The sequence below is a fragment of the Haloferax sp. DFSO52 genome (genome assembly GCF_048158745.1).
Lineage (GTDB): Archaea > Halobacteriota > Halobacteria > Halobacteriales > Haloferacaceae > Haloferax.
This window is the reverse complement of record NZ_JBLOPB010000001.1, coordinates 633,899-652,467: the sequence shown is the minus strand read 5'-3', so window position 1 is coordinate 652,467 and position 18,569 is coordinate 633,899. Positions and strand designations below refer to the sequence as shown.

The following is an 18,569-nucleotide window of genomic DNA, read 5'->3' as shown; positions in this document are numbered from 1 at the left end:
TCACTTAACCGGCCATATAATGGCAGAAATGTTTTTCTAACAGATTGTCAACATTGTGCGAAGGTTTATAGTATCAGATGAGACATTCCTGCCATATGGTAGATATACTCGGTCTCCTTCTACCGAGGTTCATACGCCGACGGTATGCACTTCGATTCGGAGTGGTGCTGGGCACTCTCGGCGTTGCCATCGGTGGTGTGGCACTGGGAGTTGGGCGAACAACAGCGTACCCGGTTCCGACGGACGTCGCTGCTGCTGCGGCAGGCGGCATCGTCGTCAGCGGAATCCTCGGCGCGTTGATGGTGCGAAGCACGATGAAGTCGGTTGACACCGTCCGTGCGAGCACAGACGAACTGCGTGACGGAAATATGGACGTCGACATCGAACAGAACCGCATCGACGCAGTCGGTCGATTGTCGGCGTCAGTCGCGGGATTCCGCGACACCGTTTCAGATCGTCTCGACCAGATCACCTCCGACAAGGAACAACTCGAAGCGAAACACCGCGAACTCCAGGTGACTGCGGACAGCCAACGCGAGAATCTCGAGGAAGCCCGCGAAGAGGTCGGCAGACTCCAGGACGAACTTACGCAACTTCAGTCGCAGCGCGACCGACTGGAAGTGGAAAATAATCAGTTGAAGATGATGGCGCGAGAGTACGCCAAGGTTCTCGAAAAGTGCGCCGAGGGCGACCTCTCGCAACGGATGGACGAAGACGTCGAGAATCAGGTTGCGGCCCAGTTCGCTGCCCAGTTCAACGAGATGATGTCCCGGTTCGAACGGACGACCGTTCGCGCCGAGAACTTCGCGAAAGAAGTCGCGACGCTGAGTAACGAAGTCACTGTGAGCGCGACCGAAGTTCGCGAAGGGAGCGAACAGGTCTCTGGCAGTCTGCACAGCATTTCCGACGTTGCAGAGACACAGTACGAAAGCCTCGAGCTGGTCGCAAACGACATGAGCAACCTCTCTGCGACTGTCGAGGAAATCGACGACTCGTCGAGCGACGTTGCAGACCTCGCTCAGCAGACAGTCGAAACCGGACGTGAGGGCCGAGAGGCCGCCACCGAAGCGATTTCGGGGATGAAAAATATCGAACAGGAGTCGGTCGATACGGTCGAAGAGATCGAACGACTCGAATCCGAAGTCCAACAGATCGACGACCTCATCGACTTCATCCGCGAGATTGCAGAGCAGACGAACATGCTGGCGTTGAACGCCAACATCGAAGCGTCGCGTGCTGGTGAATCCGGGCAAGGGTTCGCCGTCGTCGCCCGCGAAATCAAGGAACTCGCAGAAGGGACCAAAGAGGCCGCGACGGACATCGAAACTCGCCTCGAAGAGATTCAGTCGCAAACCTCCCATACAGTCGAAGAGGTGCGCGATACGCGTGAGCAGATCGCCCATCACACTGACTCCGTGCAAAACGCTGCAGACGCACTCAACCAGATTGCCGAGAACGCACAGGAAACCAACACCGGTGTCCAGGAGATTAGCCGGGTGACGAGCGAACAGGCCGAGGCGACGCAGGAGGTCCTCGCTTCGGTCGACGATGCGACGGAAATCAGCGCCGAGACGGTCGAAGGGGCGTCGGAGGCCGCGAAGGGTGCCGAAGAGCAGACTCGTGCACTGAGCGCGGTGTCGAAGCGTTCGAGTGCGCTTGCAGAACAGGCAAACAACCTGAACGACACGTTCGACCAGTTCAAGACGGAGATGTCGATTTCGATGGCCAACGACGACGACTCGACCGAGGGCGGTAGCTCCGATGCCGACATGCTGGACGAGTCAGCTGTCGAATTCACAGGTCCACCTGCCGAGTCGAAAACGGCCGACTCGGTAGACCCCGTTGAACCCACTGATTCCGACGAGCCAGCGGACGAGGAGGCAGACGCAGCCCCACTGGCCGACGAACCGGACGCTGAACCACTCGATGACGCCCCTGACGCCGACGAGTCGACGTTCAGTTTCGATGGCGATGCGAACGACCCAATCGACTTCGACGACGTCGACGACGACGAATCGGGCGACGACGAGACGGCGACTGAATCGGACGACGAACGAGATGGTGAGAGCCACGAATCGACCGTAGACAACTCAGCAGAGCGATGATGCAACCGAAGACCGCGTACCGCTGCTCAGTGAGGGGGGCACGATGAGCGAGCAATCGGTCGAAACCGACGACGGTGAGGACCTCTCGCCGGAGTCGGTCATCGAGTTCCTGGAGTTCCGACTCGACGGGAACCGGTACGCGCTGGAGTTGGGCCGAGTCGGCCAAGTCATACGAAAACCGCCGATAACTCGTGTCCCGAACGCCCCGGAGGGTATCTACGGGTCAGCATCGGTCGAAGGCGACGTCGCCGTCGCCGTCGATACGTACGCCGTCGTCGGATGCGACCGTCCGTTTTCTGACCCAACAGACGCTTACCTCGTGTTTCTCGACAGGAGCGAGACGCCACAACCCATCGGCCTCCTCGTCGAGGCAGTCGATGGTATCGAACGGCATCACGTCGAGTCGGTCTCACCACCGACCGAGGGAAGCGCACCGCTGGACGACCGCTGGTTTCGGGCCGCCATCACGGATGGCGACGACACCGACATCCACGTCTTCGACAGCCACCAACTCATCGCGGCGCTCCACCCAGTCGACGCATGAGAACAGACGCACGAACCACAGACAAACGACAGATGAACACAACCAAACCGAGGTTAACGTAGGACGCACACATGTCAATCGGGATTCTAATCGTCGACGACTCAAGCTACATGCGAAGTAGGCTGAAGAGCGCGCTCGACGAAGACACGTACGAAATCATCGAGGAAGCACAGAACGGTGCCTGGGCGGTCCAGAAGTACAAAGAACACGGTGACGACATCGACATCGTATTGATGGACATCGTGATGCGGAAGGCGAACGGTGTGAAAGCCACCGCGGCCATCAAGCATCTCGACAAGGACGCCCGTGTCATCATGTGTACGAGTGTCGGACAGCGCAAGAAGATGGAACTCGCTGCGCGGGCAGGCGCAGACGGCTACATCACGAAACCGTTCGACGACGACGAGATCGTCAAAGCGATAGAGAGTATCCTCGCGGACAGAGAGGAAGACGAAGTCGAATCATGAGACATCCAGGGGCACCGCCAACGACTATCGTCAGCGGTCGAGGGAGGCCACCGTGAGCCGAGACGACGAATTCGTCCGCGAGACGCGTGGGTCAGTCCGGCAGTTGACGAACGGTCTCGTCGAACTCGAACGTCACGGCACTAGTCGTGAACACGTCGACGAGTTGTTCCGGACGGCACACACGCTGAAAGGCAACTGCAGCATGGCGGGACTCGACAGTGCAAGTCGCCTCGCCCACGAAGTCGAGGAGTTCCTGAGCAGTCTTCGTGACGGCTCAGTGAGGCCGAACCCAGACCTGATAGACGCTGCGCTTGCAGCGGTCGACGACATCGACGCGCTCATCCAGGCGTGGCACGACGAAAGCGACGCGACGACCGACCCCGAGTCGTCGATGGCGACGCTTCGCGCAGAGATGGACCGATACCGAGACGAATCGGGGACGGGGAGCGGACTGCAATCCGCTTCCGGCGATGGGTCGGCATCGGCGAGCGACGTGTTAGACGACTCAACCGACGAACTCGACCAGACCGTCGTCGATGCCCTCGACTCTGCGAGCGGGTTCGACGACCTCGAAGGGTTATTGGCAGAGATGGACGACCCCGCGGACGGCGACGACGAACCCGACGAGCAGGCGCGCTGGGGGACGTTCGACAACCGAGACTCGTCGACACCCAGTGGCGACGCAGACGTTGACCAGCGAGACGCGAGCGACGAGTCCGACGGGGGCCGTGAGTCGGGAAAAATCGAGTCGTCGGGGGCGATGAACGAGTTCGACGCCATCAAGAGCGACGTCCACCGCGACGACGTCTCGTCGCTCGACCACGAACTCGCAGAGATTGAGTTCGGTGAGTTCGACCACGACGACGACCTCTCGATTCAAGACCTCATCGACGGCGAGGTAGCCGACGCAGACCTCTCGGACGAAGCCGTCGAAGAGGTCGAAGAGGTCGAAGAAGGCGACACCGTCGCCGACGACCACCCGGAGCGTTCACCGGCCACCGCCGACACGACGACTGCAGACGACGCGATTCGTCCCGAGGACTTCGGCTACGAGTCCGCCGTCCCATCGACACCAGACGACACTGCGAGTGCCGACGAACACGGGAGTTCGGGCGTCGACGAGGTAACGGCGTCAGGTGCCGCAGAGCCCGACGACTCGGTTCCGTTCGAAGGCATCGACATCGTCGATTCCGACGACGAGTCGGGCGCAGACTACGTCTCGTCGGTTGCGGCTGACAGCACGGCGGACGATGTGTCGGTCACGGCCGACACAGACGAGGACGAGGTCCCGGATATCTCGTTCCCAGACGGTGAGTCGTTCGACCCTGTGGGCGACGAATACGAATCGGAACGTGTGGATGACTCCACCGACGAACCCGCTGCAGAGACTCCCTCTACAGAGACTCCCACTGCCGACAGTCCTTCCGAGACGGCTACCGCAGAAACTCCCACTGCCGACAGTTCTCCTGAGACGACCACCGAAGAGACATCCACTCCCGACAGTCCTCCAGAGACGGCCACCGCAGAGGCACCGGACTTCGCCGAGACGTTCGAAGACGACGATGGCGGCCCAGTCGACGGATTCGAGGAGGGTGACGACTTCCCCGACGAGTTCGGCGATGACGACATCGCAGACGAGTTCGACGCGGACGAAATCGACTTCCCGACAGAAGATGCCGAGGCTGACCTCTCGACCGACCTGCCGGGCGACGATATCGACCTCTCGGACGACGAATTCGACGACGAGTTCGCAGCGGAATCCGTCGATGCGGACGCTGAATCCGTCGATGCGGACGCTGAATCCGTCGATGCGGACGCTGAATCCGTCGACGAAACGCCCGACGAAGACGTCTCAGAGACGATTCCGGAAGCGTTCGACGATGGTCTCGACCTTCCCCAGGACTTCCTCAGCGGGAGTCTCGACGTGGGAAGCGCAGCCGACGCAGCGGCGTCGGCCGACGAGAGTGACCTCGCCACCGAAGACGATATCGACGACACCGACCTCCCAGATATCGACTTGCCGGACGTCGACGACCTGAGTGGGATTTCCCTCTCCGACGACGACACGGGCGGCGTGTCGTTCGAGCGTGACGAGCATACGATGGCGTTCGAATCTCGGTTCGCCGAACGCTTCGGCGGGAGTGTCGGCGACGACAAAATCCAGCTCGTTCAGATGGCGTCGGCGACGATCGAAGAAAGTCGTCTCGACGCCGCGAGATACCAATCCAGCGGAACCGAAGAGTACCCACTCGACTTTGGAGAGACGCGCGAGAGCGACCGAATTCAATCGCTCACTGTCGACGTCGAGAACGCAGACTCCCTCTTGAACCTCGTCGAAGAACTGTCGCTGACGCAACTGCGAATCAAACAGTCCGACGACGGCGATATCGACGACCACCTCTCGGTGATGGATTCGGTGACGGGCGAACTTCGTCGAGCAGTGATGAGTCTTCGTCTGATGCCGCTTTCGACGGCAATCGACGGACTTCCACGTGTCGTCCGCGACATCGCCCGCAAACAGGACAAAGAAGTCGCCTTCGAGGTGTCCGACGAGGGTGTCAACCTCGACCGAAGTATCGTCGAGAAACTCGGCGACCCACTCGTTCACCTCGTCCGCAACGCCGTGGACCACGGCATCGAACCGCCCGAAGAGCGTCAAAAGCAGGGCAAACCGCCCGAAGGGACCATCGAACTCCGCGCGTGGCGTGACCGCGAACGCGTCGTCATCGAAGTCGAAGACGATGGCCGCGGTATCAGCGCCGAGCGGATCCGCCAGCAGGCGATCGACTACGACATCATCTCTCGAACGCGGGCCGAACAGATGTCGTTCGACGAGGTGTACGACCTCGTCTTCGAACCCGGCTTTTCGACCGCCGAAGAGGTGACCGACGTGAGTGGTCGTGGCGTCGGGATGGACGCCGTCAGGCGGACGGTCAACTCACTCGACGGAACAGTCGAACTCGACAGCGAACCGGGATCAGGAACCACCGTTCGATTGCGCCTGCCCGTCTCTGTCGCCGTCTCGAAGATGCTGTTCGTCGGCGTCGGCCACGAACAGTACGCGATTCCGGCGAGCGCCGTCGCAGATATCGAACTCATCGACGACTCCGACCTCGACTCCGATGGGACCGTCGCAGTCGACCGGACCGAAGCGGTGGACGATTCGCCGGACCGCGTCCAGTACCGTCGCCTCAGCGAGGCACTGGGCGTAGACACCGCGAGCGAATCCGCCACGGTGGACAAGAGCGGCGACACTCCGACCGGCGACAGTGAGTGGACCCTCAGCGGAGGCACGGCTGACGAACACGATGCCGGTGGGATTCCCGCCGGCAAGCGAGTCCTCGTTCGGTTAGACCCAGACACACACGACTTCGCACTCGTCTGTGACGAGGTCGACGACGCCCGCGAAGTCGTCGTCAAACCGTACGAGAAACTGCTCGGAGGCGTGCCCGGAATCAGTGGGGCGACGATGAGCGGAGATGGAACGCTGGTGAACATCATCGACGTAACAACACTATGACGGAAATGGACCAATCAACGGAAGCGGCACACCGAATCGACATCGAAAAGCTCGGCGTCCTCAACTATCTCGGTGAGTTGGGCGTCTCCGGTGTCGAATCTCGACTCGGCAAACTGGCTGGCAAACCGACTGCCGTCCAGTCAGAAGTCGTCAAAAACGGCTACGTCGACGAGTCGACCGTCGGCCTGACGTTCCCTGACGAGAAGCGACTCGGCGTCAGAGTCGGCCTCAACGGCGTCCCACACGGGTGTATGCTCGTGTTGTTCCCGCCCACGAGTGCGAAACGCGCCGTTCGAATGATGCTCGCAGACACGAACGAGGATGTCGCGGAGGTGTCGAACGATATGGCGGTCAGTTCCATCGTCGAACTCGGCGGCATGGTCGCGAACGGCTTCCTCGACGCACTGGCAGATACGTTCGACCAGCACATCGCGACGTGGCCGCCAGTCACGCGAAATAGCCAACTCCCACAGGTTATCGAGCGAGCAATCACCGACGAAGAAGACAGAGGCATCTACCTCGAAACCAAGTTCCACATCACGAGTCACGACATCGACGTCGAACTCTACTTGTTCCCGGAGAACGAGGTCTTCGTCGAGATTCTGAACCGTCTCGACATGGAGACGGTGAGTTCGGGGGTCGACACGTGAAGTTAAACGTCAACGCACTCGGCACGTTCTACGAGATGGCACGTGAGGGCGCTGGCCTCGCCGCGACTCGGCTGAACTCGATGTCCGAACTCGACAGTCGCGTGAAAGTGACGCGACTCCATTTCACCCACCGCTCGGAGATTCGAAACCAACTCGACGACGGGTCCGAGAAAGTCGGGATTCGCGTGTCGTTAGACGGCGAACTGGCCGGGTCGTCGTTGCTGTTGTTCGACCACGAGAGCGCCCGGTCGGTCGTCGGCACGCTCGTCGAAGACGTGAACGAAGAACCGACGAACGAACTCGCGACGAGCGCCATCGTCGAACTCTGTCACATCATGAACAGTGGGTTCGTCGACGGATGGGCCGACGTGCTGCAGGCGGAAATCGACGTGTCCGCCCCGGAGTACGTCATCGGCGACACCGCCACCGCGTTCATCGACGAAGACGAGTTCGAGAAGATTCACGAAGAGTTGGCGCTCGTCTTCCAGAGTCAAATCGAGACGACCGGCGCCGAGTTCGGATTCGAACACTATCTCATCCCCGAACACGAGTCGATTGCCCGGCTGTTCGAGACGCAGTCGGACGACGAGGGAATCGAGTACGACAAACTCGCTGGCTTCGACCAGATGGCACAGCACGGTGCGACCCGCGTCGCCGAGAACCTGAGTCGGATGACGAACATCGAGATGGACGTCGATATCCGCCGCATCAACTTCATCTCGCTCGACGCCATCCCCGAGACGGTTCCGAACGAACCCCTCGTCAGCGTCGCGTTCAGTTTCAGCGGGACGCTCGGCGGCTATCTCCTGTTTCTGTTCGAACCCCAGTCGGCGAACGAACTCGTCGCCGCGACCGTCGGTGACTCACCCAACGGTGGCTTCGGCGCGTTCGAACAGGACGCCATCAAGGAGTTGAGCAACGTCATGACGAGTGGCCTCCTCGACGGGTGGGCGAACATGCTCGACGCGACCATCGACCACTCGACGCCCGCGTACTCACACGACATGGGTGCGGCAGTCGTCGACCCACTCATCGTCGGCCTGAGCGAAGTCCAGGAGTTCGCGTTCGTCTTCGACACCCGAATTCACGCCGTCGACAGAGAGTTCGACGTGGATATCTACGCGATTCCTGACGAGACCGACCTCGAGGCGGCACTGGACCGACTCGACGAACGCCGCATCGACGAATCGCTCGAACACGACGTCGAAGAGACCGAATTCGTCCCCGAAGAGTTCGACGCCGACCTGGTCGAAGAGATTGCGGCGGGGACGTTCGAGGAGGTCGAAGACCTATGAAAACGTTCGATTTCGGCGACGAGGTCGAAGAGCCCCGAGAAGAGCGCCTCGTCGGCGTCTCGGGATACCACGTCACGAACGAGGGTGAGACACTCGTCGCCTACGGGCTCGGCGCGTGCGTCGCCATCGCGCTCTGGGATACAGACAGTAGTGTCGGCGCGCTCGCGCACACGCTGCTCCCGCGACAGGAATCGGGCCACGGTTCCTCGTCGGGGAAGTACGTCGATGCCGCGATTCAGACGATGCTTCGCGAGATGGTCGAAGCGGGTGCAGGTTATTCGACGATCGAAGCGCGACTCGTCGGCGGGGCGGATATCTTCGAACTGAAGGCACTCGGTAAAGGTGTCGGCTCGAAGAACGCCGCCGTCGCACGCGAAGAACTCGACCGGCTCGACGTTCCCATCGTCGCCGAATCGACGGGCGGCGAACACGGGCGGACCGTCGAATTCGACACCTCGACGGGGCGAATCGAAGTCTCGACTGCTCACTCGAACGACATCGAAGTGTTGTAACGGTTCTCCGTTCGCTTAGGTTTCTTGACCGCTATCTTCGAGCACATCGTCGAGTCCCCACGCTGCCGCGCGGGCCCGGGCTTCGTCTCTTGCTTCGGAGCGAATCGCGTCGATAGCCGCTTCGTCGGCGAGGAACGCCTCGACGGCGCTTTGACTGCGTCCCTCTTCACGACGGGATTCGGGTGCTGCGTCGGTCGTTTCCGCGGCCAGTTGTTCGTCGCCGGCCAGCACCCGTGCCGGTTCGCCCGGCGGGACGCGAAACTCCATCGTCTCGTGTGCGTCCGAAAGTGCCGCAGCATCGACCGCGTGCACTGCGACGCGGTTCGGCCCGGTGACGGCGAACCCCTCGAGTCCGTCTCGACCGCCCTGTTCCTGTTCGGTGTCGTACGCGAGGACCGGAATGCCGTCTTCGAAGGTGACGACGCCGCGCGTCGCCTCGCCGAGGAGAATCGCGTCCTGCGGTTCGAAGACGACGTACCCGGTGAGTTCCTCGTCGAGGACGCTCCGAAGCACGTCGCTCGGGTCGTCGACGACCCGTGACCGAAGGAGTGCGCCGCGTGGAATCCTCATACGCGGTCCGGGACGACAGCGCTTTTGAACCGCTCTGCGACGTCTCGGCCGTCGCCATCACGCACGTCTAACCGGGCGGCCGCCTCACGAAAGGCGTCTGCTGCCGAGTCGTCCGGGGCGTGGGCCAAGAGCGGTTCACCCGCACGTCGGGCGGCGCGAACCGCGTCACTCTCCGGAACCGACGCGAGTGTCTGGCCACCGAAGTACCGACCGGCCTGTTCGGCGATCGCGTCGACGTTCTCGTCGGGGCGGACGCGATTGAACACCACACCCGCCGTGTCGGTGCCGTAGGAGTGTGCGTACTCTTGGACCTTCAGACCGTCAGAGAGCGACGGCACCGTCGGTTGTAAGACGACGACGATGCGGTCGGCGAGGACGATTGGTAAGACAGCGCTCTTCGACCCGAGTGCGGCGGGCGAGTCGAGCAAGAGCACGTCCGTGTCACTCGCGAGTTCCGCGACGACGTCGCGCAGTCGGCCCGGGTCGGCCGCTTCGAACGACGCCAGACTCGTTCCGCAGGGGACGACCGACATGCCGAACCGCTCGTAGACGGCGTCTTCGACGCGGGCGTCTCGCTCGTCGATGAGTAAGTCGTGGAGCGTCACGTCGGCGTCGTCTAGACCGGCGTGGAACAACAGGTTCGCCATCCCCGTGTCGGCGTCGATGACGGTCACGTCGTATTCCTCGGCGAGCGCCATCCCCAGCGCGAGCGTACTCGTCGTCTTTCCCGTGCCGCCCTTCCCGCTGGCGACGGCGAACGCCTCAACCATGCCCCACGTCGTCAGTGATTTTTGATAAGTGTTCGGAAGGGTGAGAGACGCAGTTCGACCGGTGACATGAGTTCAGTCAACGAGCCGGATTAGACTGCGTTGACGAGGGCGTCGAGAAGTGCCTCGTTTTCGTGTGGCCGACGGACGTTGATGCGGACGTGTGAGTCGAGGCCCCTGTAGTCTCGCGCATCTCGAATCGCGAATCCACGCTTTCGCGTCTCGTGGAGGACGGCATCGACGTCGTCCGCTTCGAACAGGATGAGCGAGCTGTCGGCGGGATAGACCTCGTAGCCGGCCGAATCCAGTCTGTTCACCATTAGCTCGCGCTCTCGTTCGATTCGGTCGCGGGTCGTTTCGAGGAAGTCGTCCTGTTTGAGGCAAAACGTCGCCGCCTCGACAGCAGGTGCCGACAACACCCACGTGCAGCGGGCGCGGTTGAGTTTCTCGTAGAGTTCGCCGGTCGCTGCGGCGAATCCAGCACGCAACGATGGCACGCCGAAGACGTTCGTCACCGAGTGAAGTGTGATGACGCCGTCGAGGCCGGCGGTACTCGGCAGACGGGTAAAGCCGAGGAACGACTCGTCGACGATGAGCGGTGTCTCTGCCTCTCGGCACACCTCGACGAACGCTCGAATGCGATCAGTCGAGTACGCCATCCCCATCGGATTACTCGGGTGACTAACGACCACTGCAGCGTGTTCGGCAGGGTCGACATCCTCCAGGATTCGGTCGTACGGGACGTGCGTCGGTTCGCCGCCCTGCAACCGCACCTCGCGGGCGTACTCGCCACAACATGGTTTGGGAATCGCAACCGAGTCACCGGGCGAGACAGTCACACCGAGTGCGAGACGGAGTGCTTCGACGACGCCTGCCGCCGGCACGACTTCACTCGGGTTACACCCGACGTAGTCGGCCGCTGCAACGCGAAACTCAGCGTAGTCGTCTAACGAATACCGACCCGAGGTGGAAAATGCCGATTCGTAGATACCAGCGAGTCCGGAGGGTCGTTCCGGATTCGACCCGAGGCTGAAGTCGACGAGAGAGTGGTCTGCGGTCCCGCCGTGTGTGACGGGGTCGACGTCGGAGACAGAACCTGGGTCCATATACCGTTGCTAGATGCGAAGAGTAATCAATTCTTCTTAATGAGCCGTATAACTACTGCTAACGATTTATTGCCACAATTGGCGGTTTACCTTCAGTTCCGAACGATGGAGACGGTGGCTCTATCGTCGGCCACGACGCCGTACGGTGCCGATTCGACGCTCTGTGGCATCGACTCAGTCTCGTACCGAGAGCCGAGACTCGCCAGAACCGCGTCTCGAACGCAGATTCGTGTCGCGTGGCCGACCGGCGTCGCACTCCCGGAGAACGTCTCTGTGTCACCAGTCGGGTCGCACGCGGCGACGACCGCGTCTGTCGTCGTCCCCGGCGACCCACATCGAGCCAACAGCGTCGCAGCCTTTGCTTCCGCAGCGACCGCGACGAGGTTGGCCAGCGCACCCGGTTCCAGCGAGTGGGTCGTCCCGACGAACACGTTTACGGTTCCGACGTGGCCGGCGTCGGTGTCCGAATCGGCGTCGGTGTCCGATTCGGCGTCGTATTCGTCAGTCCCGTCGCGGCCCTCCTCTGCGTCGTCTGCGAACGAGACCGGCAACGCTGCCGGATTCGACACGCCTGCAGTGGCGACGACCTCGACTGGCCCGTATCGAGCACGTCGGGCGTGACGCTGGTCCACTCCAGTCAACAGCGCTGGTCCGTCTGCGTCGAATCCGGCGTCGGCGAGTCGGTGCTCGACGTAGCTATCGAGGTCAGTCTTCGGCCATCCTTCGGGGACGGTGACGTTGTAGGCGGCGGACCCACGAGACTCCCCGCCAGCGTACCCGGTCGAGAGCCACCGTGTCTCGGGGCGGAACAGTTGGCAGACGCCGTCGCGACGAGTCGCCTCAAACATCGGCAAGTGCGCGGAGTAACTCGTCGTTTTCGTCGGGGCGTTTCACGGCGACGCGGACGTGTGAGTCGAGCGTGGGGAAGGTGGTCGCATCGCGGATAGCGACGCCGCGGTTGCGGGCCGTCTCGACCACGGAGCCTACGTCTCGCTCACCGACATCGAGCAAGAGAAACGGCGCATCTGACGGGAAGACCTCGAACTGTGCCGAGAGCGCGTCAGCCAGTCGCTCGCGCTCGCTCGCGACTCGTCTCCGTGTCGCGTCGACGAACTCGGTCTGTCGCATGCAGTACGACCCGACGTCGGCCGCCGGTGTCGACAGCGACCATGACCGACGAGCGACGGCGAGTCGGTCGCCGAGTTCGCCCGTCGCGACGGCGAATCCGGCGCGGATGCCCGGCAGTCCGAACAGCTTGGTCAACGACCGAGCGACGATGACACCCGGTTCGCCCGCGAGGCTCGGCGCGTCGGTGAAGTCGAGAAACGCCTCGTCGACGACGAGCACCGTCTCCGACTCTCGACACCGGTCGGCAAAGGAACGGAGACGGTCGGAGGCAGCGAGTTCGCCGGTTGGATTGTTCGGCGTACAGACGACTGCAACCTCGTACGGAGCGGGGTCGGTGTCGAGAATGTCAGCGACGGCGACGGCGACTGGATCGGCCCCCTGAAGCCGAATCTCTCGGTCGTACTCACCGAAACTCGGTTGCGGGACGAGCGCGGAATCACCCGGTCCGAGCGTTACTTCGAACGCGAGTCGGAGTGCTTCGAGCCCACCAGCGGTCGGAATCACCGACTCCGCGTCGCAGTCGACGTAGTCGGCGGCGGCCGCTCGGAACGTGGGATAGTCGTCGTCCGGATAGCGGGTCGCCGCCGAAAACGCCTCGACGTACACGTCTTCGACACCGTCGGGCCGAATGGGGTTGGTGTTCGCGCTGAAATCGAGCACCGTCGAATCGGTCGTCCCGCCGTGGGGGACGCGTGTTGCCCGGGCGACAGCGTCAGGGTCCATCGTCGACTCCGTCGACGGCCTGCGGGTCGAGCCGTGACAGCACGTCGAGGGTCGCCGCCTCGACGTCGTCGAGAACGCCCATTCGGTCGGCGAGCATGAGCGCACCACCCATGCACGCGCCCTCTTTGGCTTCGCCGGCGGCGTATCGGTCCAGTGGTCGCGACTCGAATCCGGGGTCGGTGACGACGAGGTCGACGTCGAGTTCGGCCGCCGCAGCTTCGAGTTCGGGGACGTCGCTGGCGAGGTACGATGTGGTCGCAAGCGTCAGGTCACCTGCCCCGCCAGCGTGTCTGACGAGCGCCGCCGCCGCGAGCAGTTGGGTCCCTCCGCCGAGTGTCACGTCGATGCCTGCTTCGAGCGCTCCGACGGTGAGTCCGGCGACGACGGGAAGGACCGGGTCGCCGACGTAGCGTGCGGCACGTCGTGGTTTGTGCGCCGCATCGCCGGGTGAAAACCCACCCGACTCCAGTGCTTCGGTGACGACATCTTCTTTGAGTTCGGTTGGGTTCTCCGGGAGCGACGACGAGACGGGGAACGTCTCCCCGAGCGCGCGGAACACTGCGAGCGCTGTGGTCGTGCCGCCGGGAACCGTCTCACCGATGACGAGTTCGTCCTCCGGGAGGGCCAACCCCATCCGTCGGGCCGCTTCGAACGCGCCGGGTGCGGTCGGCACCGGTTCGGGTTCGCGGATGTCGCGTCCGGGTCGCGCACCGACGTCGATGGTCGGTGCAGCAGACGGTTTGGCGAGGCCGGCATCGACCGTCAGTACGTCGAAGCCAGTGAGTTCGCGGACTGCACGCGTGATTGCGGCGGGCGTCGGACAGCCCGTCGGACTCACGGGCGTCACGGGCGACCGAACCGTATCACCGTATTCGATAATCTCGGCGTCGGCGCTCGGGGTGTGACCGACGAGTGTCGGGTCCGCCCCAGCGGCGCTGATGCCGGGTATCTTCGCTGTTTCGGTCGTTCCGGCGACGAGGACTACTCGCATCGGTCCTCCGCGAGCGCGATATCTGTCGGGCGGTTCACGTTGAGTGCCAATCTGGAGTCGGTAGTGAGGTACACGGTCGAATCTGTGTCTTCTGGGTCGGAGTGTTCGCTGTGTTCGGAGTGTTCGTTCGTGTCGCTGTTCAGTGCGTCTTCGGTCTCCGGGCCGACGACACCGAGTCCGGTCGGACAGACTGCTTCGCCTCGGTAGTCGAAGACGAGTGCGTCGTCGATACTGCTGCCAATCGTGCGTTTCTGTCTGAGCGGGACGCACGCCGTGAGCGACCTCCCCTCGGCCGCTTCGATGACGGCATCGACGTGGTCAGGAGTCAGCAACGGAAGGTCGGCAACGACGGTGACGACCGGTCGCGAGACACGGTCGAGTGCGAATCCAAGGTCAGAGACGTATCCCTCTCCGGGAGCGTCGATGCAGTCGACACCGAGTTTGCTCGCGTGCGCGCGAGTGTCGGGTGTGTACGGAGACGTGACCGCGTGGATGGTGTCCACCCGGGAATCGCGGAGTGCTTCGACGATACGGTCGAGCATCGGTCGGCCACAGACTTCGACGAGCGGTTTTTCGACCGGCGCGTCGAGACGAGTGCCGCGGCCACCACACATCACAAGAGCGTCCACGTCACCACCCCCACGTGAATCGCCGTCGCCCGCGCGAGTTCGTTCGTTGCCCCGATGAGGTCACCCGAGACGCCGCCGAGGTGGGTCCGACCCCACGACCGGAGGAGCAGGGCGACGAGCGGGCCACAGAGGAGTGCGGCGACGACGGCAAGGGCACCAGTCGCCGGTGCGAGTGCGACGAGTGGAAGGCACATAACGGCGACGCCGAGCAGACCCGACGGGCCGTTCTCACCGACGAGTGCCGACCCGAGGCCGTCGTGTGCGGGCGTTCCGAGGCAGACGAGTGTGGCCATCCCCGCTTTTGCGCCCACTTCGGCGGCGAGTGCGATGACGAACCCCGCCGTGAGTGAGAGACCGCTCGCCGTGAGGCCGAGACGCCAACCGAAATCGGCGAGGCCGAATGCACCAAGCGCGAGAACGACCAGCGTCACCCCGAGTGCGAGGAGGCCGCCAACGCCCGTTTGCGAGTCTTTCAGTACCGAGCGGCGACGTTCGGCGTCACCGTGAACGACGGCCGCATCACCGAGGTCAGCGAGTCCGTCGGCGTGGGTGACGCCCGTCACGAGGTAAAGCGTCACGAGGTAGAGCGCCGCAGCAGTCGGAATCGGAAGCGGGAGCAAGAACGGGAGCGCGGCGAGTCCGCCGACCACGTAGCCAACCAGCGGGAACGCGACTGGCGTACGTCTGAAGGCATTCCACGCGGGTTCGCCACCGCCGACAGGGAGTCGCGTGAGGAATCCGAGTCCACCGCGGACCGCGTTCAGAACCACACGACCACCCCCGTGAGGGCGAAGGCCGCGAGTCCGGCACGAGAGACGAGACTGACAGCACGTGTCGCTACTGCTGCGTCGGGGAAGTCGGGCCCGGCGTCTAACAGATAGTGGTCCGGTTTCTCCAGTCGGGTGCCGAGCAGTGTTGCCAGCGTTGCCATCGGCCACCCGGAGTTCGGGGAGGCCGGTCGGCGAGCGAGCGACCCGACTCGTGGAAGAACACGGGGCGACCCGGCAGCGAGAGCCAACAAGAGTGCGGAGAGTCGGGCCGGAAGCCACATCACCGCATCGTCGAGGTGTGCGGGAACGCTCCCGACCGGTTTGTGGCGATAGCCGAGCATGGAGTCGAGCGTGTTTACTGCTTTGACCCACGCCGCCGCCCCTGCTCCGAGCGGGAGCGAGACGGGTGCGAAGAGCGCAAACGCGAGGAGCGGTGCGACGAGTCCGTCAGCGAGATTCTCGGCCGCACTTTCGACGGCAGCGCTTCGAATCTCGCCCGCCGAGAGCGACGACGAGTCGCGGCCGGCCAGCGCCCGGAGTTCAGTTCGGGCCGTCTCGATATCGGTTGCCGTCGCGGAGACGACTGTCGCTGTCGCGTCGAGGAGCATCCGCAGACTCGTCGTCGAAAAGAGTGCGAGTGCCGCGATGCCGGCCCCAACCCACGGAGAGACGAGTGTCCCACTCCACGTTGCGCCCGCGACGACACCTGCCGCAAGTATCGGGAGTACGACTGCGACCACTGCACCAACTGCAACCGGGTGTGACCATTCGCGGTCGAACGGTGCAACGGCCTGCCCGAACAGAGCAACTGGGTGGATGCGTGTCGGTGGTTCTGCGACCAATCGGTCGAGTATCGCGGCGACGACGACGGCAGTTGTCGCAGTCACGGGCACGAGTATCTCCCGTCTCGAAGGTCGCTCGCGAACTCCTCGAGTGTCGTCGTTTCGAGAGTGACGAACGTGCCGCCTACGTCCTCGACACCCCCGTCCGACGCCGGGTCGTCACCGACGTGCACCAGCGCGGATGGGTCGACATCGAGGTTTCGTGCCACCGCTTCGAACGCCTCCGGATGCGGTTTTCGCCACCCACAGGCGACGCTACTCGTGATAGCGTCGAACTCACGCCAGTCGAGGTCAGACCTGATGAGCGTCCGTGCGACGAGTTCCGGAACCGAACAGTTCGAGAGGATGCCGACAGGGCCAGCGTCTCTGGCCGCTTCGACTGCCTCGACTGCACCGGGACGCGTGGTCACTTCCGGGTCGAACGCCGCGACGACTGCCCGCCGAGCAGCGTTGTTGGGCGTCTCGACGCCACGAGAACGGAGTGTCGCCGCGACGTGCGCAGGGAGCGGAACCTCTGCTCCGTCGGGGGCGTCGATGTGGACCTCGCGGTAGGCGACGTCCCAATCGTCTGGAACATCGATACCGTACTCCCGGAGTTTGTCCGCGACTGCCTTTCCGGGGTCTTCCGGATACTCGGCATCGACGAGCGTGCCGAAGAGGTCGAACGTGACTGCCACTACAATTGCATTGGTGAAACTCTACTTGAATATAGCGAAGGACGAAGACGGTCGCGGGTTTCCGGACCGTTACACACGGATGGTGTTCGACTCGATATCTCTGGGGAAGTACGTGAGCGTCTCCGTGCCCGACTCGGTGACGAGAACCGTGTCGGAGTGTCGGTAGCCCGCCGTCTCGGTGTAGAGACCCGGTTCGATAGTGTAGACCTGTCCGACACCGATATCGGCGTCAGATTCGGTGTGGTCCGTGATCGGGTCGGCACAGTGGTCGGCCCACCCGCGGTCGAGATACGGCGGTTCGTGGGCCCCGAGACCGATGTTGTGGCCGACGTGGTGTTGTGCCAGGTGGGTGACGCCGTGTTCTTCGAAGTACTCCCAGACGACGTGGTCGACGTAATCGACGGGGACGTCGGGGCCGAGTGCGTCGATGGCAAGCTCCTGTGCTTCGCACACGAGTTCGAAGTAATACTGGTCTTCGCCCGATGGGTCTCCGAGGAACATCGTCCGTTCGAGTTCGGAGTGATAGCCGTCGACGTTTGCTGTCGCACCCGTGATGATGACATCTCCCTCCGAGAGACGTTCGTTGGGTGTGAACCCGTGTGGGCGGGCGGTTTGTCCCCCGGAGATGTAGCCCGCGTGGACCGGCCCGGAGCCACGGGTTCGGACTGCGTATCTGTCTCCGAGCGTGTCGAGCATGGCCCGTGACGCCTCCATCGACGCCTGCTGTGAGACGGTGATCGGGTGGGCACCCACCTCCGTGAAGTCGACGAGATACTGATGGCCGAGATTGGCCCACCGGACCGACTCGCGAATACACGTGACCTCTGCGTCCGTCTTCTCCCAGCGCATCCGGTCGGCCCACGACTGCTCGATAACGTCGACCGATGCCGAGAGCGGCGGGCCGTGGTAGCCCATCGTTCCCGGTGCACCGTCCATGTCGGCCGCAACAGTGATGACACCGAGTTCACGAAGCGCCTCGACGACGGTTTTCATCGGATTCCCGCCGGGGTAGTCGAAGTACGACCGAACGCTGTCGAGTCGTGGAATCTCGGACGCACGTTCGTATTCGAGTCGCGGGACGACGAGTTCGACGTGGTCGTCGGTGACGACGAGTGCGACCGGGCGTTCCGTCTGGACGTGGTTGAATCCCGAGAGATACTCGATATTCTGCGCATCGAACCAGAGCGCGGCATCCGCGGTGGTGTCCATGAGACTCCCACGGATCGCATCGAGACGCGCAGCGAACTCACTCGATGGAAGACGTGAAGACATA

The 18,569-nt window shown here is 62.9% G+C and carries 18 protein-coding genes; 7 read left to right on the top strand and 11 right to left on the bottom strand.

The window, feature by feature from the left end:
• The first annotated feature begins 95 nt into the window (after positions 1–95).
• The 7 genes from ACK3SC_RS03430 to ACK3SC_RS03400 all read left to right on the top strand — a co-directional run bounded on the left by ACK3SC_RS03430 (position 96) and on the right by ACK3SC_RS03400 (position 9,093).
• Positions 96–2,105: a methyl-accepting chemotaxis protein gene (locus tag ACK3SC_RS03430; protein WP_416838715.1), complete on the top strand. Its 2,010-nt coding sequence runs from the start codon at positions 96–98 to the stop codon at positions 2,103–2,105.
• A 43-nt stretch (positions 2,106–2,148) separates the two neighbouring features.
• Entirely contained in the window at positions 2,149–2,649 is a 501-nt protein-coding gene (locus ACK3SC_RS03425) for a chemotaxis protein CheW (RefSeq protein ID WP_416838714.1), read from the top strand.
• 71 nt (positions 2,650–2,720) lie between these two features.
• Complete coding sequence (locus ACK3SC_RS03420; protein ID WP_416838713.1) at positions 2,721–3,116, top strand: response regulator; 396 nt, start codon at positions 2,721–2,723, stop codon at positions 3,114–3,116.
• A gap of 52 nt (positions 3,117–3,168) precedes the next feature.
• Complete coding sequence (locus ACK3SC_RS03415) at positions 3,169–6,636, top strand: ATP-binding protein (RefSeq protein ID WP_416838712.1); 3,468 nt, start codon at positions 3,169–3,171, stop codon at positions 6,634–6,636.
• Positions 6,637–6,641: 5 nt separating this feature from the next.
• Complete coding sequence (locus ACK3SC_RS03410; protein WP_416838711.1) at positions 6,642–7,286, top strand: chemotaxis protein CheC; 645 nt, start codon at positions 6,642–6,644, stop codon at positions 7,284–7,286.
• On the top strand, positions 7,283–8,581 hold the full coding sequence (locus ACK3SC_RS03405) for a chemotaxis protein CheC (RefSeq protein ID WP_416838710.1): 1,299 nt from the start codon (positions 7,283–7,285) through the stop codon (positions 8,579–8,581). The genes ACK3SC_RS03410 and ACK3SC_RS03405 overlap by 4 nt, the downstream gene beginning before the upstream one ends.
• Positions 8,578–9,093 carry a chemotaxis protein CheD gene (locus tag ACK3SC_RS03400; RefSeq protein WP_416838709.1) on the top strand — a complete coding sequence of 172 codons (516 nt, stop codon included), beginning with the start codon at positions 8,578–8,580 and terminating at the stop codon, positions 9,091–9,093. Before ACK3SC_RS03405 ends, ACK3SC_RS03400 begins: the two co-directional genes overlap by 4 nt.
• Positions 9,094–9,108: 15 nt before the next feature.
• On the opposite strand, the gene ACK3SC_RS03395 is transcribed toward ACK3SC_RS03400, so the two are convergent.
• The 11 genes from ACK3SC_RS03395 to ACK3SC_RS03345 all read right to left on the bottom strand — a co-directional run bounded on the left by ACK3SC_RS03395 (position 9,109) and on the right by ACK3SC_RS03345 (position 18,568).
• Complete coding sequence (locus ACK3SC_RS03395) at positions 9,109–9,663, bottom strand: hypothetical protein (RefSeq protein ID WP_416838708.1); 555 nt, start codon at positions 9,661–9,663, stop codon at positions 9,109–9,111.
• A complete protein-coding gene (locus tag ACK3SC_RS03390; RefSeq protein WP_416838707.1) occupies positions 9,660–10,433 on the bottom strand; it encodes a P-loop NTPase in 774 nt (257 codons plus the stop codon). Before ACK3SC_RS03390 ends, ACK3SC_RS03395 begins: the two co-directional genes overlap by 4 nt.
• Positions 10,434–10,522: 89 nt before the next feature.
• Entirely contained in the window at positions 10,523–11,536 is a 1,014-nt protein-coding gene (locus tag ACK3SC_RS03385; protein WP_416838706.1) for a pyridoxal phosphate-dependent aminotransferase, read from the bottom strand.
• A gap of 92 nt (positions 11,537–11,628) precedes the next feature.
• The gene (locus ACK3SC_RS03380; protein WP_416838705.1) at positions 11,629–12,384 is read right to left on the bottom strand and encodes an adenosylcobinamide amidohydrolase; all 756 of its coding nucleotides are present in this window, start codon (positions 12,382–12,384) and stop codon (positions 11,629–11,631) included.
• The gene (gene cobD / locus ACK3SC_RS03375) at positions 12,377–13,387 is read right to left on the bottom strand and encodes a threonine-phosphate decarboxylase CobD (protein ID WP_416838704.1); all 1,011 of its coding nucleotides are present in this window, start codon (positions 13,385–13,387) and stop codon (positions 12,377–12,379) included. Before cobD ends, ACK3SC_RS03380 begins: the two co-directional genes overlap by 8 nt.
• A complete protein-coding gene (locus ACK3SC_RS03370; protein WP_416838703.1) occupies positions 13,377–14,378 on the bottom strand; it encodes a nicotinate-nucleotide--dimethylbenzimidazole phosphoribosyltransferase in 1,002 nt (333 codons plus the stop codon). Before ACK3SC_RS03370 ends, cobD begins: the two co-directional genes overlap by 11 nt.
• Positions 14,369–14,992, bottom strand: coding sequence for an NTP transferase domain-containing protein (locus ACK3SC_RS03365; RefSeq protein WP_416839932.1), 624 nt, complete (start codon positions 14,990–14,992; stop codon positions 14,369–14,371). The genes ACK3SC_RS03370 and ACK3SC_RS03365 overlap by 10 nt, the downstream gene beginning before the upstream one ends.
• Complete coding sequence (gene cobS / locus ACK3SC_RS03360) at positions 14,992–15,777, bottom strand: adenosylcobinamide-GDP ribazoletransferase (protein WP_416838702.1); 786 nt, start codon at positions 15,775–15,777, stop codon at positions 14,992–14,994. The genes ACK3SC_RS03365 and cobS overlap by 1 nt, the downstream gene beginning before the upstream one ends.
• Positions 15,768–16,670 (bottom strand): CobD/CbiB family cobalamin biosynthesis protein, encoded by a 903-nt coding sequence (locus tag ACK3SC_RS03355; RefSeq protein ID WP_416838701.1) that lies wholly within the window; start codon positions 16,668–16,670, stop codon positions 15,768–15,770. Before ACK3SC_RS03355 ends, cobS begins: the two co-directional genes overlap by 10 nt.
• Entirely contained in the window at positions 16,661–17,296 is a 636-nt protein-coding gene (locus ACK3SC_RS03350) for an HAD family hydrolase (RefSeq protein ID WP_416838700.1), read from the bottom strand. The genes ACK3SC_RS03355 and ACK3SC_RS03350 overlap by 10 nt, the downstream gene beginning before the upstream one ends.
• 69 nt (positions 17,297–17,365) lie before the next feature.
• The gene (locus ACK3SC_RS03345) at positions 17,366–18,568 is read right to left on the bottom strand and encodes a M24 family metallopeptidase (RefSeq protein ID WP_416838699.1); all 1,203 of its coding nucleotides are present in this window, start codon (positions 18,566–18,568) and stop codon (positions 17,366–17,368) included.
• Position 18,569 lies beyond the last annotated feature (1 nt).

Excerpts from the sequence above, each read along its gene's own strand:
- ACK3SC_RS03395 (WP_416838708.1), bottom strand. The coding sequence starts at position 9,663 with ATGAGGATTCCACGCGGCGCACTCCTTCGGTCACGGGTCGTCGACGAC.
- ACK3SC_RS03420 (WP_416838713.1), top strand. The coding sequence starts at position 2,721 with ATGTCAATCGGGATTCTAATCGTCGACGACTCAAGCTACATGCGAAGT.
- ACK3SC_RS03400 (WP_416838709.1), top strand. The coding sequence starts at position 8,578 with ATGAAAACGTTCGATTTCGGCGACGAGGTCGAAGAGCCCCGAGAAGAG.
- ACK3SC_RS03390 (WP_416838707.1), bottom strand. The coding sequence starts at position 10,433 with ATGGTTGAGGCGTTCGCCGTCGCCAGCGGGAAGGGCGGCACGGGAAAG.
- ACK3SC_RS03425 (WP_416838714.1), top strand. The coding sequence starts at position 2,149 with ATGAGCGAGCAATCGGTCGAAACCGACGACGGTGAGGACCTCTCGCCG.
- ACK3SC_RS03365 (WP_416839932.1), bottom strand. The coding sequence starts at position 14,992 with ATGTGTGGTGGCCGCGGCACTCGTCTCGACGCGCCGGTCGAAAAACCG.
- ACK3SC_RS03385 (WP_416838706.1), bottom strand. The coding sequence starts at position 11,536 with ATGGACCCAGGTTCTGTCTCCGACGTCGACCCCGTCACACACGGCGGG.
- ACK3SC_RS03410 (WP_416838711.1), top strand. The coding sequence starts at position 6,642 with ATGGACCAATCAACGGAAGCGGCACACCGAATCGACATCGAAAAGCTC.
- ACK3SC_RS03380 (WP_416838705.1), bottom strand. The coding sequence starts at position 12,384 with ATGTTTGAGGCGACTCGTCGCGACGGCGTCTGCCAACTGTTCCGCCCC.
- ACK3SC_RS03370 (WP_416838703.1), bottom strand. The coding sequence starts at position 14,378 with ATGCGAGTAGTCCTCGTCGCCGGAACGACCGAAACAGCGAAGATACCC.
- ACK3SC_RS03430 (WP_416838715.1), top strand. The coding sequence starts at position 96 with ATGGTAGATATACTCGGTCTCCTTCTACCGAGGTTCATACGCCGACGG.
- cobD (WP_416838704.1), bottom strand. The coding sequence starts at position 13,387 with ATGGACCCTGACGCTGTCGCCCGGGCAACACGCGTCCCCCACGGCGGG.
- ACK3SC_RS03345 (WP_416838699.1), bottom strand. The coding sequence starts at position 18,568 with ATGTCTTCACGTCTTCCATCGAGTGAGTTCGCTGCGCGTCTCGATGCG.